12 protein-coding genes are annotated in these 13,138 nt (G+C 59.9%); 5 read left to right on the top strand and 7 right to left on the bottom strand.

Annotated features, from left to right (window positions below; all coding sequences use genetic code 11):
- Positions 1 to 208: 208 nt before the first annotated feature.
- Complete coding sequence (locus Asbog_RS04530; protein WP_062164239.1) at positions 209 to 2,437, bottom strand: TonB-dependent receptor; 2,229 nt, start codon at positions 2,435 to 2,437, stop codon at positions 209 to 211.
- 278 nt (positions 2,438 to 2,715) lie between these two features.
- On the opposite strand from Asbog_RS04530, the gene Asbog_RS04525 reads away from it, so the two are divergent.
- From Asbog_RS04525 to Asbog_RS04515, 3 genes are read left to right on the top strand one after another with little or no spacing between them, the layout of a single operon-like run.
- Positions 2,716 to 2,910, top strand: coding sequence for a hypothetical protein (locus Asbog_RS04525; protein ID WP_146926488.1), 195 nt, complete (start codon positions 2,716 to 2,718; stop codon positions 2,908 to 2,910).
- Positions 2,910 to 4,460, top strand: coding sequence for a PepSY-associated TM helix domain-containing protein (locus tag Asbog_RS04520; protein WP_062164237.1), 1,551 nt, complete (start codon positions 2,910 to 2,912; stop codon positions 4,458 to 4,460). Before Asbog_RS04525 ends, Asbog_RS04520 begins: the two co-directional genes overlap by 1 nt.
- On the top strand, positions 4,457 to 4,762 hold the full coding sequence (locus tag Asbog_RS04515) for a hypothetical protein (RefSeq protein WP_062164236.1): 306 nt from the start codon (positions 4,457 to 4,459) through the stop codon (positions 4,760 to 4,762). Before Asbog_RS04520 ends, Asbog_RS04515 begins: the two co-directional genes overlap by 4 nt.
- 36 nt (positions 4,763 to 4,798) lie before the next feature.
- Here the strand turns inward: Asbog_RS04515 and Asbog_RS04510 are convergent, their stop codons facing one another.
- The 5 genes from Asbog_RS04510 to Asbog_RS04490 are packed head-to-tail and all read right to left on the bottom strand — an operon-like array spanning position 4,799 to position 10,359.
- The gene (locus tag Asbog_RS04510; RefSeq protein ID WP_062164235.1) at positions 4,799 to 5,596 is read right to left on the bottom strand and encodes a hypothetical protein; all 798 of its coding nucleotides are present in this window, start codon (positions 5,594 to 5,596) and stop codon (positions 4,799 to 4,801) included.
- Complete coding sequence (locus tag Asbog_RS04505; protein WP_062164234.1) at positions 5,593 to 6,558, bottom strand: MlaD family protein; 966 nt, start codon at positions 6,556 to 6,558, stop codon at positions 5,593 to 5,595. Before Asbog_RS04505 ends, Asbog_RS04510 begins: the two co-directional genes overlap by 4 nt.
- Positions 6,558 to 7,259 carry a P-loop NTPase family protein gene (locus Asbog_RS04500; RefSeq protein WP_062164233.1) on the bottom strand — a complete coding sequence of 234 codons (702 nt, stop codon included), beginning with the start codon at positions 7,257 to 7,259 and terminating at the stop codon, positions 6,558 to 6,560. The genes Asbog_RS04505 and Asbog_RS04500 overlap by 1 nt, the downstream gene beginning before the upstream one ends.
- A complete protein-coding gene (locus tag Asbog_RS04495; RefSeq protein WP_035439481.1) occupies positions 7,256 to 8,062 on the bottom strand; it encodes an MlaE family ABC transporter permease in 807 nt (268 codons plus the stop codon). Before Asbog_RS04495 ends, Asbog_RS04500 begins: the two co-directional genes overlap by 4 nt.
- On the bottom strand, positions 8,059 to 10,359 hold the full coding sequence (locus Asbog_RS04490) for a cache domain-containing protein (protein ID WP_062164232.1): 2,301 nt from the start codon (positions 10,357 to 10,359) through the stop codon (positions 8,059 to 8,061). The genes Asbog_RS04495 and Asbog_RS04490 overlap by 4 nt, the downstream gene beginning before the upstream one ends.
- Positions 10,360 to 10,516: 157 nt before the next feature.
- On the opposite strand from Asbog_RS04490, the gene ygfZ reads away from it, so the two are divergent.
- On the top strand, positions 10,517 to 11,320 hold the full coding sequence (gene ygfZ / locus Asbog_RS04485) for a CAF17-like 4Fe-4S cluster assembly/insertion protein YgfZ (protein WP_062164231.1): 804 nt from the start codon (positions 10,517 to 10,519) through the stop codon (positions 11,318 to 11,320).
- On the top strand, positions 11,317 to 11,739 hold the full coding sequence (hisI, locus tag Asbog_RS04480; protein WP_062164230.1) for a phosphoribosyl-AMP cyclohydrolase: 423 nt from the start codon (positions 11,317 to 11,319) through the stop codon (positions 11,737 to 11,739). The genes ygfZ and hisI overlap by 4 nt, the downstream gene beginning before the upstream one ends.
- Before the next feature lie 165 nt (positions 11,740 to 11,904).
- Here hisI and lpxB read toward each other — a convergent pair whose 3' ends face one another.
- Entirely contained in the window at positions 11,905 to 13,137 is a 1,233-nt protein-coding gene (gene lpxB / locus Asbog_RS04475) for a lipid-A-disaccharide synthase (protein ID WP_062164229.1), read from the bottom strand.
- Between the last annotated feature and the right edge of the window lies 1 nt (position 13,138).

Raw genomic sequence — 13,138 nt, 5'->3', positions numbered from 1 at the left:
CTGGGACCGTATGGCAGCCGGGATTTGTCAATTCCTGCGAGGGTGGCGTCTCGACGGGTCGTACATATCCGCGCAGAGCGCGCACCCGATCTGACTGACAACAAAGCCCCCCAAAAAAAAAGCCAGCCCGAAGGCTGGCTCTGGAACAATCGTCATTCGGCCATCCCGGATGGCCGGGGGGCGAGGATCAGCTTGCCCCGTGAGCTGCTCAGAAATCGGCGGTGACAGAGAACTTGAACGTGCGCGGCAGGCCCTGAAGCAGATAACCACCGAATGCGCTTTCCCAATAACGTGTATTGGCAAGGTTATCGACACCCAGACGGGTCGTGATGGCCTTGTGCTCCACAACAAAGCTGTAGCGTGCACCCACATCGAAACGCGTCCAGTTTGGCACACGCATCTTGTTGAGATTGTCGGCATATTGATGGCCGGTCTGGATCACACGCCCCGTAAGCGTCGCGCCACGAATGAACGGCAAATCATATTCAAGATTACCGTTGATCGTATAACCCGGCACGCCGATCACACGGTTGCCATTGTACAGCCCGCCCGACGTGCGACGCTGATCCGCGTCGATGATCGAGGTACCACCGTTGAAGCGCAGACCCTTGAAGATTTCACCATTGACGGTGAACTCGATACCACGGTTACGCTGCAACCCATCGACTGAGAAAATGCTGGTGCTCGTGCCGGGAATAGCAACGCTGTAGGCGTTGGGCTTGTCGATCTGGAAAATCGAAACCGCCGTCGAGAAACGGCCGATATCGTATTTCGCCCCAAGCTCGTACTGGACCGTCTGGTAAGGTGGGAAAATCTGCCCCAGATTGACAACCTGACCGCTGGCCTGAGGGCCGGGCGCCAGTCCCTCGATGCGATTGAAATAGATCGACGTCTGGCGTGTAGGATGCACAACAAGCCCCACAACGGGCGTGAATGCTCCCTGATCGTAAGAGGTTGTGCCGTTGCCGTAATTATAGGCGACTGTCTTGATCGACTGATAGCGAAAGCCTGCCGTCAACGCGACGCGGTCATGAAATGCCGAGACGGTATCAGAGAAGAAAAGGCTCCACAGACGCGTGGTATTGTTCTTCTGCGGATTATCGATGTTTCCGCCAATATACGTTTCGGGCTGCGACGCATTATAAAGCGTCGGATGATAGATGTTCGTGGCCTGCCTCGTCAGAGCGAGAGCGTAGGCGGAAGCATTTTCCTCCCACAGGCCAGACCCACCGGCATTGATTTCGTGCTTGATGCCACCCGTGTTGAAATGCGAGCGCAGCCCGGCCTGTGTGCTTTCATTGGTCTGCACATAGGGCACATACATGGCCCCGTTATAACCCGCCCCGGTCTGGCTGTTGGTGACATAGGTGCTACCGTAATTGCCCTTCTCGTTGCCCCCCAGACCGCCGAACTGCGCATAAGCCGTCAGGTATTTGCTGAAATCATGCTCCACCTTCAGCTTGCCATAGATGTAGTTCAGCTCCGTATAGGTCCAGGGCTGACCGTAATTCGATCCTGCGCCCGGCACTTTCGGTACTGAGGTCGCACCGCTCAGGAACACGCCACCGCGCCCGCCATTCACGCCCTGGTTCTCATAGGCCATGTCCACGGTAACACGCGTGCGCTCTGCCCGGTCATGCCAGTCGAAACCGCCACCTACCGCAATCTGATGGCGCTTCTCCCGGTCGATGGCCGCAACACCGCTACGACCTGCAACGTTGATCCGCACCCCGAACTGCTTGTCCTGGCCAAAGCGTCGACCCACATCGACAGCGCCTCCGCCCATCGAGGAACTGGTGTAGTCACCCGTCACCCGCGTCAGAGGGGTATCACCGGCATGCTTGAATTCGAGATTGATATTGCCGCCCTGTGCCGTGCCACCCGGCGCCGCACCGTTAAGAAACGCCGAGGCGCCGTTGAGCACCTGCACCTGTTCGTAAAGCTGCGGCGAGACGAGCTGGCGCGGCGTGATACCGTATAGCCCGTCAATTGCCACGTCATCGCCATAGACAGGGAAGCCGCGGATCACGAACTGTTCGGAGAAATTGCCGTAACCGAGCGTTGTACGCACGGTCGGGTCATTCATCAGCACCTCGCCCAGCGTCTGGGACTGCTGGTTGAGAATCAGCGCCGAGGTGTAGCTGCGCACGTTGAAGGGCACATCCAGCCCCTTCTTGTTACCCAGCGCACCCAGATTACCGCCTGACTTCACTTCCATACGGTTCTGACGCTGCGCCTTGACCTCGATCTGCTCGTCGCTGGTCAGGGCCTGGCTACGCGCCTTGTTAGCCCCTCTCGCGTTTTTCTGACTGTCTTTCACCGCCCCCGATTGCGATTGTGCCTGCGCGGGTGTCTGATCCTGTGCGAAAGCTTGGCACGGCAGGGTTGCAGACAGCATGAGCAGGGCAGAAAGTGCCAGACGTCGTGGACGCGGCATTCCGGGCTTCAGGGCGGACAAGGTGAGCAGGCTCAAGAGGCTAATCTCATTGACAAGAGGTAAATGACGCGGCCAAATAGACGCGAATAAGAAACGCTCGCAACTAAACTTTGTCCTGACCTGCGATAATCGCGTCGCGAAGCTAGGCGCTGTTGCACAGGAAGCACATGCGAAAGAGTCTCAGTTACAAACAGGGCCGGAAACACATTCGTTCATGGGTCCGGCGCCTCGTCCTTGGTATGATCGTAGGGTACGCTGCTAGCCTGGGCGTTATGGCCATGTTCAGGCATTATGGGGGCGAACCGCTCATGATCGTCGGCTTCCTGACCGTCTTCGCGCTCCTTCCTGTCACGGTGCTGGTGGCATTCAGCCTGCCCCCGCGGCGGGTGACAACGCTTCCTGCACGTCAGATGCCCCTCACGGTGTGGCTGCTGCCCCTCGTCACTCTTGTTTCACAGTTCGGAACGCACTGATGCGCGATACTCTACGCATCAGAATGGGCTGGCTTCATGAATGGGTCGGCTTTATCGGCGGCATCATTCTGGTGGTGATCTTCACGGGCGGAAGCCTTGCCCTTTTCGACACCGAGCTGACGCGCTGGATGCAGCCTGAATTATCCCATTATGTCGCTCAGCCAATGAGTGATGAGGCGCTCAATCAGGTTGGAACCATCGCTGCGGAGTTGCGCGACGAGGGTCAGAATGCCTTCATCACGCTGCCCACCCCGCGCGATCCGATCATACGGATCCAGCATTATGATGGTCATGCCTTTATCGGGTCCGCATACCGTCCTCAGGATGCGTTCCCGGTAGCGACGCGTCAGACGGGAGGCGGTCAGCTTTTCTTCGATCTGCACCATTCGCTGTATTACGGACCCTTCTGGGGCAATATGCTGACCGAAATCGCCGCTATCGGCCTGCTGGTGGCGGTGGGCTCGGGCATCGTGATCCATTTCCGGTCGATTTTCAGCGATCTTCTGCTTTTCAGACCTTTTGCCTCGAAAAACCGCGCCTTCATGGATGCCCATATCCTGGCAGGCCTGCTTTTCCTGCCCTTCATGGTCATGATGGCCTATACGGGCGCCGTCATCCATGCCCCCCGTCTTTTCCCCATGTTCAGCACGGGCCATCATGGCCGCCCGCAGGCTGGCGCAGGGTCGCATGGCCGCGCCAGGGCAGCAGGGCTATCGCATCGCACGGCCGAACGGCCTGCACCCGAAGGGCCCCACCCTGCCTCGACCATGCCTCTCTCGCCCGATGCAAATGAAGCCGAGATGGTTACAGCGCCCCTGGCCCCCATGTTCCATAAGGCAGAGGACGTGTTTGGCAGTGGTTCGATAGGGCTTGTCCTGTTCGATCACGGCAAGGTCTCGATGACAAAGGCGGATTCAGCTTCCTTCGCCCTCACGCGAGATCATCTGGAGTTCTCCGAGAAAGACGGTACGTTGCTCAAGACGGTCCGGGCACCGGATACGCTTCATCGCCTCGGCGGCATATTGCGTGGGCTGCATTTCATACGCTGGGCACCACTGCCCCTGCGGTGGCTTTATTTCGTCAGCGGTGTAATCGGTAGCGCCATGATGTCGGGGGGGCTCGTGATTTTCCTGATGAAGCATCGGCCCAAAAAGGCGAGGACCTTCGGCTTTCGTCTGGCAGAGTCTCTGACCATCGCTGTGACGACAGGGCTTCCCCTGGCCGCTCTGGCGTATCTCTGGGCCAATCGCCTTCTCTGGGCCGATCTTCCCGACCGTAGTCATCTGGAAATCCGGTCCTTCTTCGTCGTCTGGGCGCTTGCCCTGCTTCACGGGGTTTTCCGCAGTTTCACCAACAGGGCACGGCACGGCTGGAACGAGCAGTTCTTCCTGTTCACGGCGTTCTCGGCGGCACTGCTGCCTCTCGATCTGCTGACCCGCAACACCGCCAATTTCCTCATCTGCCTCGATGTCTACAAGGCTGTCGATCTGACAGTGCTGGGTTTCGGGCTGATCGCTTTCCTCATCCATCGCAGGCTCGTCACCCCATGATCTTATCCTCTGCGATCCTGCTCTGGATTGTCGCCTTCGCAGCGCATGGGTTCCTGCAACCCAAGATGTGCCGTATCCTGGCCCTGCCAGCCCTGCCCCGCGTCATGCTCCATCCCTGCAGGCTACTCCTGCCCCTGCTGGCCCTTTATCTATGCTGCAAGGGTGGAGCCCTCTATGGCGTGATGATGTGGTTCGGCACAGCCTCGGTCGCCGGGGTACTGGCCTGTCTGATCCTCACGGCCATCTCCCTGCGCCAGACAGATGGCAAGGGCCTGACGAACCAGCCCGCTGCAATACTCTGATGCCGCCTCTCCCCCGCTGAGGCAGGCGCGCCGTGCTCAGCTCTTGTCACTGACCTGAGCACGGCTTTCGGCGGCACGCTGGCGGTAGGCTGCTGCCTGCCCGCTCTTGCCGGCAGCCTGAGCTGCACGCGCTGCACCATCGAGCGCTCTGGCCATGCCGCGATAATCCAGCATGTCGCGACGCAGATCGATCGCCTTGATCGCCTCCGATTCAGCCTGGTCATAATGCCCCTGACGCAGTGCCAGACGTGACGTCAGCTCGGCTCTGTCTGCCTGTTCCAGCCTCGGCGGCCTGGGTGACACTGGCAGGGCATTCAGCGAGGTCGCCAGAAAGCCCGTATCCCCCACCCCGTCAGCAGCAATACCCATCAGGAATGCGCGTCTCTCCATAAGCGCCGGGTCATCAGTGCTGATCCTGTGCGCCAGATCGATTGCCTGAGCATTTTGACCAAGCCGGCAATAGGCCGCCACGGCAACGAGATCGAGCGCTGGGCTGGGTGCGTCGCCGCGCAGCGCCATGTCACCATGAACCCGGCGCACGGTATCGAGCGTTGCTTTCGCATTACCCATCGCAAGGTTTGCGACAGCCAGATTATAACCGGCATCACGTATGGCCAGAACATCATCGCGAAGCAGGGCTCTACCATACGCATTCTCGAATTGTGTTTTTGCCTGGTCGGCATGGGTCAGGTCGAATGAGTCCCGCCCGACCTCCATGGCATTCAGATAATCCTGATCGGGACGTGCCGCGTCCTTGCTCCCAGCACCGCCACAGCCCGTCAGGGCCGTTACCCCCAACAATGTCCCGAGGAACAGGAAACGCGACCTCTTCATGGCTTGATATCTCCGGCTGGAAGCCTGCGCGCAGGGGCCTTGCCCGAGCTGCCACCCAGGATCCAGAGACCACGCAACTGGTCGGTCAGGCGCTTGAGGCTGATGGTCGTGGCCTGTGCCTGTGTCAGAAGTGCCGGAAGCTGGGCACTTGCGGCATTCAGATGCGCCATCGTGTCCTTGAGCTGCGGCGTGGCTTTCTTCACGTCATTGCTGCTTGAACGCAGGTTATCCATCGTGCCCTGTGTCTGCTTCAGAACGCCTGATATCTGAGCCTCGATCGGCTTGAGCTGCGCTATGGAGTCCTGAAGTGTTCTGATCACTTCATCCGCATGTTTAAGCAGCGTGTCATCCATCATCAGCCCACCGACTGTACCTTTACCGTTGCGGATGGATGTCGTCACGGCAGCGAGGTCAGCCATGATCTTGTCCGCATTGTGCAGGCTCGGCATCATGCCCGCACGAATATCACTGATGGTCTTGGTAATCATATCAGCCGGGTTGGGTTCGACCGTGGCTTCAAGCTCGGCAAACTCCCAGTCCATCGCAGGGCCTTTGCTGCGCTCAAGCTCGATATAGCTTGCTCCGGCCACGACAAAGCGATGACGGATGATGGCGCGGCTGTCCTTGCGGATATAAGGCTCGAATTGCGGGTCGATATCAGCAATGGCGTACATATTACCATGCGGGTTGATCTTCACCGCACGGATCGAGCCGATACGGATCCCCATAAGCTCGATGTCATTTCCCACGGCCAGGCCCGCAATACCGCTCTCGGGCAGATTGAAATGCAGCTTGCCTGAGGGCGTCAGCCAGTCTCGCAGAACGCCGGCCTCGATAATTGCAAAGATGAACAGGCCGAAAGTCGCGACGACCAGCATACCGACCCATTCATCGGCATAGCGGATGCGCAACAAAGGACGGGTGCGGCTGCCAGTGTTGGCGTTTGAACGGACACGAAACATCAGACCACCTGCTTCATTGGTAACAGACCCTCATCCAGCAACCTGTATCGCTGCGTTCCCTCGGCATGATAGCCACGCCACAGATCCGGTTCGCGGGAAAACCAGATCACACCACAGCCTCGCTCACGTGCCGCTGTCAGCTCGGCAAGGAAGGCAGTCATCATATCAGCAGTCTCCAGCTCCACCGGATCTTCCAGCAAGAGCAGCTTCGGCTCTCCCAGAAAGGCTCTCACACAGGCCGCCTTGGCCCGATCAGCCACGCTCAGCCGTCCCGGGGTCAATGTCGGCAGACCCGGCAGGCCAAAACGTCTGGAAAGCGCGATTGCCTCATCGATCAGTTCCTCGGTGGGCGTGCGCGTATGATGCAGCTGTTGCAGAAGAATATTGAGATCGGTGCCAAACAGGTCGATCCAGGCTCCCTGCTGCATCACACGGCCGATACGCCCCCGTAGCGCCCAGGCCCGGGGCTCGGCCAGCGCCTCCCAATTAAGCCCCTGGCACAGCACCTGTCCCGAGACGAGCGGTGCCATACCGGTGCAAAGATCCGCAAAACGTGTGGCGCGCTCGGAATCACGACAGGCAATCAGCATGCAGTCGCCCGGCATCAGGCGCAGCGAATAGGGAATGGACGTCAGACCGCTTTCCTCAAAAACCGGGCGGGCTTCGCGCAATTCCAGTACGGCAGAAAGGTCGTCGGTCATGCGACTGTCACCCCGAGCACGACATTGACGACCATGATCACGAGAATACCACGAGCAAAACCACGCGGCAGAAGGGTCGCAATCGTATCCGAACGCGTGGCATCGAGACCGGTCAGCTGCGTGGCAAGGCTCAGCAAAAATCCGCTGATCGTAAGCTTGAGGGGAATCCCGAGGTAATCGATCGGCTTCATGGCCCCGACGATATCGTAGAGGAACGTCCAGAGCGGCATGGTGATGACGGAGTGAACACGACAAACGCCATATCCGACCGACAGTGAGATGATGCTGAACACCATGCCCAGCGTGAAGGAACTCAGCATCATCGCCAGCGCACGCGGCATGACCAGTGTCATGAAGGGATCGATCCCCTGAGCCTGAAGCGCGCGCAATTCACCGCCCAGCGTTAGCTGTCCAAGCTGCGTCAGGCTCAGCATGGCGCTCCGGCCCAGCAGGATGATGCCCACCAGAACCGGGGCGATTTCACGCACGAGCACGGTAGCCAGCAGAGAGTCCGTGCTATCGGCCATACCGGCAATGCCCAGCCAGTAGATCGCCTGCGCCACAATCCCGAACCCTGTGAGCGCCGCCGTGAAAAGCGTGCTGAACAGCCCACCGCCCGCGGCCTGTCGCAGCGTGTTCTTGAACTCATGCAGCACCGTACGGCGCCACGAAGTCGGGCGCAGCGCCTCACGTACCACGCCCCAGCTCGCCCCGACGAGCATGAGCGAGAAACGCATCTGCCGCCTCGTCAGCGCGCCCAGACGGCGGAGCAGGCGCCTGTAGAGGGGAATCTCGTCACTCAACGCTTGGCTGCCAGAACATAGGTGTTGGTGATGCCAAGGCCCGGCAGGTAGAACATGCCGCGTGGCCTAAACAGATAGTAGTCGCGCAGCAACGCATGGGCGGCCTCCGACACCTGGATTGTCCCTGAGTCAGGTGCACTGATGGCCAGCAGCTCCGATGTCTGAGGTGCCTCGCCCCAGATATTGAACACACCCGGATCCTGACCCAGCGTCGCCCCGAAGGCCTGCCCGACATCGAGGCCAATACGGAAGCTCGGGGTAAGTTCGGCGTCGGACAGTGTCACAAGCGCCAGTTCACGCAGGGCCAACAGCGCATCGGCGACACGCCGTGCCGCATCGGGATCGGGCTCCTGTGAACACCCGCCAATCAGCACAAGCCTGCCACCCAGAACCTGAGCCGAAAACAGCCCGGCATGCTGGATGACGTCCTGAAACCGCTCCACCAGCGTCTGGACGATCGGGATCAGATCGACAGTTGCTTCCGACTTCGAGTCCTGGAACAGGACTGTCGCCACCGGGACCATTGCATATTGCCCCGCCTTGAGACCGTTAGCGCTGCTCTCGCCGGGTGCGGCAATGAAGCCCTCATTCAGTCGCGTGGTGATGGCACCATAATCCTCGCGTTGCGTCTGCTCCGGCTTTCCGGCTGAAGCCTCATCGGCCCTCATGCTTGCAAAACGGACGGCCGCAATCTCGGCAACAATCGCAATGATGTGCGAGACTGCATGGGGACGGGCAGCGTCTTCCAGCACCACCATGCCGATAACCGTACCTCTGGCCAGAATGGGCTGGATATAGACAGACTTTGAACCGATCTGACTCATGACCATGCGCTGGAAGGTGCGCAACCCCTCCTGTGCCGAGGCGTGATCGCTCTCGATCACCTCACCCGACATCAACATGGCAAAGAAATTCTTGAGATCGCTATGGGCCAGTTCCATGCCCGCACTATGAGCGTCTGTCGTCCGGTCATAGGAGTCTTCACACAAAAGACGCTCCTCCTCGCCAACCGACCGCCACAGGCTCACACGCCTTGCCCGGGCCAGTTCAGCCAGACGTTGCGTCAGGAGTGGTGCATCGTGTCCGGGGTCAAGGAGATGAGGCGTTCCGGCCATGGCATTGAGCGCATTGCTCTCGGCCTTGACCTGGGCACGTTCATACCGGATCTGGCGACGCAGACCCTCGGTCCGGCGGTTCTGTCGCACCAGAAACCCTGCCAGCAACCCGGCCAGCACGACAATCACCATGGAAAAAAGAAAACCCTGCCGCCCTGCTGCCGCAGCGAAAGCCGCAAAATCGTCCTCTGGCGCGTTCAGCAGCAATACCCATCCTGGCCTGATCTTGTGCAACGAGGCCATGATAGCGACGTATTGCGTGTCATGCGCCTTGATGAGGTGCACACCCGCCCCGTAAATGTGGAACAGCGAGAGCGCGCGTGTAAAAACCGGCTGCGTGGCAGGATCGAGCTGCATCTTGTCGAACTGCCAGTTCGCCTTTCGCGCCACATCCAGCAGGTGACTGCCCGCAATAAGATGCCCCTCCTTGTCCACCACGACAGCCTGGCCGCTTTTGCCAATCTTGATGGCTGCAAGAAAATCCGTCAGGCGGTTGAGGGAGATGTTGATGGCAAAGACGGCCTGATGCCCATCGGATGTGTGCAGGACGCTGGCCGCAGTCACGATCAGCTGTTCTGTGGCAACGGTGGGATAGGGGTCGGACCAGTTCAGGTCAGGGTGCTCGAAGGCTCCCTTGTACCAGGGGCGCTGACGCGGATCGTAATTCTTGCCCGGCGTGTCACTCGTGCGGACCAGCACATTGTTCTTGTCATAATACCAGTGCCGGAAAACATTCTTGTCCCGCAGCAGATGCACCCATTCCATGCCATCGGCGATATCCTTTGGCGCACGATCGATAAACCAGAACGAGCCACGATCATCGGCGAGATAGAAGCTCTCCACCTGCTCGACATTGCGCAGCATGGATGCGCCATAATTCAGAAAGACCTGGGGTGGCTCATCCGTCACCGGATCGGTCAGCAGGTCACGCGCCACCGTTGCAGTCGCCGGAGCGGGGGCCAGATAGTCTGAAACCTGCTGCGTCAGGTTTTTCTGTTCCTCGCGCAACAGATCGCGGGTGAGCGCAATCACCCCGTCGCGCGTCTTGTGATAGGAATGAAGCGTGACAACAACAATGACCACAATGACAAGAACAACGCCGAAGATCGGGCCTACGAGTTCGATCAGACGGCGTCTTCTCGTTTCGGCTTCGGGATCGGCCGGGTCAATGATCTCGGACACTGGCAAAAGTCACGCCTCCCAGGATATCCCCTCCTGAGGGGAATGACTTGCGTTGATAAGGCAACGCACGAATAACGCATGCGTCGCTTTCACATTTTCTCTCTTGTTTCAGCAGGCTGCAACCCGCATCTCCATTCAATACTGTCCGGATTGGAGAATGAAAATGGCAAGAGCATGGCTCACGGATCGCGTTATTCTCTCCCTCAGTGGCCGGGACAGGGTGAGTTTTCTTCAGGGACTGGTGTCGAACGACGTCAATGCCGCCTCAGACGAGGCCCTGATATGGGCAGGCTATCTCACACCCCAGGGCCGCTACCTTTCGGATTTCTTTTTATGGCATGAGAGCGAGCGCCTTCTGCTCGACGTACCTGCCGATCACGCTGATTTTCTGATCAGCCGGTTGATGCGGTTCCGCCTGCGCGCTGACGTGGCGCTAGAACGGACCGCTCTTTCCGTGGAAGCCCTATGGGATGACACCCCCCACGAGGGCGCACGTCGTGACCCAAGGCATCCCGATGCGGGATGGCGCCGTGTCACTGAGGGATCTGACACTGCCGATCAGGCCGATCTCACCGCCTATCATGCCCACCGCCTCTCGCTGGGCCTGCCCGATGCGCAGGATTGCGAGAGCGAGAAGACCTTGCTGATCGAGGCGAATTTCGACTGGCTGCACGGCATCTCTTTCACCAAGGGGTGCTATATGGGGCAGGAACTCACCGCCCGTACCCATTACCGTGGGCTGGTGAAAAAGCGTCTGGTGCCCGTGCAGGGTGATGGTCCCCTCCCCCCCTGCGGTACCATTCTGATGGCTGAAGGGCGCGAGATCGGACAGATGCGCAGCAGTCTCGGGCAGCATGGCCTTGCCTTTTTGCGTCGCGAGGTCTGGACAACGCCCGTGCATCATGAGGGAGTAACCCTCACACCCATCATTCCCGACTGGTTTCAGGACGAAGCATCATGAGCTACCTCCCCCCCGATCAGCAGACGATCGACACCCTGCTCGATACGGTGCGTTTCAATGAGGACGGGCTGATTACGGCCCTCGCCCAGGCGGCAGAGGCGCCACATGATGTTCTGATGCTGGCCTGGATGAACCGCGAGGCACTGGCCGAGACGCTCGCAACCGGTCAGGTCTGCTACTATTCACGCAGCCGCGACAGGCTTTGGCGCAAGGGCGAGAGCTCTGGTCAGCGCCAGACCCTTGTTTCGGCCCGGCTGGATTGCGATCGCGATGCGGTGCTGCTGCTCGTGAACCAGACAGGCGTGGCTTGCCATACTGGCCGTCGCAGCTGCTTCTATCATGAAGTCGTTCCTGAGGGGCTGCGGGATACGACAGCGCCGGAAGTCACGCCCGAGCAGCTTTATGGCAGCGCGCACTGAGCCTTGCCTCTATTACTGCCCCTTTATCCCCGTCTGGTGAAAAGGGCTGGCGCTTGCCGAGGGGCTTATCCGTGACGCGAACGGGGCCTTTCCCTCACAGAACCAGATCCCCCACCGCGGCACGCTGAGGCTGCTGCGCCCACAGAAAGCGCCGCCTGAGGCGTCTCAGGGCGCGTCGGGCTCAGTTGTCGTGACCGTCCCTAGCGCTGTCACCGGGCGTCGTTCGTTCAGGATACGCAGAACCGCTTCTGCCGCCGCGTCTGACGGGGTACCGTTATGGCTCGGTGATGCCGGAGGGCGCAGCTGCGCCATGACCGCATCGAAGGCTTCGCGTTGCGCCGCCCCCAGCGCCGGGTCGGTCAACAGGGCATAGGACGCATCCGCCAGATCCTCTGGCGTACAACGCTCCTGCAGAAGCTCGGGCACGACCTCCCGCCCTGCCAGCAGATTGACCATCGCCACATATTTCACCTTGATCAGGCGACGCGCCATGAACGCCGTGACCGGATTGACGCGATAAGCCACAGCCATCGGTACATGCGCCAGAGCCAGTTCGAGCGTCGACGTGCCCGATTTGGTCAGGGCTGCGCCTGCTGCGGCGAAAGCATCATGCTTGTCATGCAGTTCGGTCACGATGATCGGCTTGACCGGCCAGCGCGCCACGGCAGCGCGTACCGTCTGGGCGACAAGCGGCGAAAGCGGCAGGACCGGCACGATACCCGGCAGACGCTGTTTCAGCAGGGCGAGCATCTTACCGTAAACCGGCAAAAGGCGCGGCACCTCGGAGCGACGGCTGCCAGGCATCAGGATCAGCACGGGTGCCTCATCGGCAATGCCATGACGCAGCCGAAAGCGCTTCGCATCCCCCTGATCGGCCCCTGACTGAAGCACCGGATGACCGACGAAATCGACCGCTACGCCGCGCTCACCGAACCACTCCACCTCGAACGGCAGGAGGCAAAGCAGCCGGTCCCAGAGTTCGGGGAAACTGTGGACGCGCTTCTCGTGCCACGCCCAGACCTGCGGGCCCACATAATGGATTTTCGGTACGGTCACGTGTCGCAGGCGCTTGAGAAAGCGCAACGCGAAACCCGGTGAGTCGATCGTGACAATCAGATCGGGCTGACGCAGCACCACATCATTGACCGCCTCGTTCAGGCGTTGGGAGAGCTGTCGTATGCGCGGCAGCACCTCCACCAGCCCCATCACTGCCAGATCCCGCATGGGGAACAGGCTGGCGAGGCCCAAAGCCTCCATGCGCGGACCACCGATTCCAACGAAAATCAGATGCGGGTCGCGCGCGTGAAGTGCCTGCATGAGGTGGGCGCCCAGCACATCACCACTGGCCTCACCTGCCAGAAGCCAGATGACGCGAGGGGTGATGGCAGAATTGGGCATG

The organism is Asaia bogorensis NBRC 16594, assembly GCF_001547995.1.
Classification (GTDB): Bacteria; Pseudomonadota; Alphaproteobacteria; order Acetobacterales; family Acetobacteraceae; genus Asaia; species Asaia bogorensis.
Note: the sequence above shows the minus strand (reverse complement) of the source record. Positions and strands in the feature narration are given on the sequence as shown.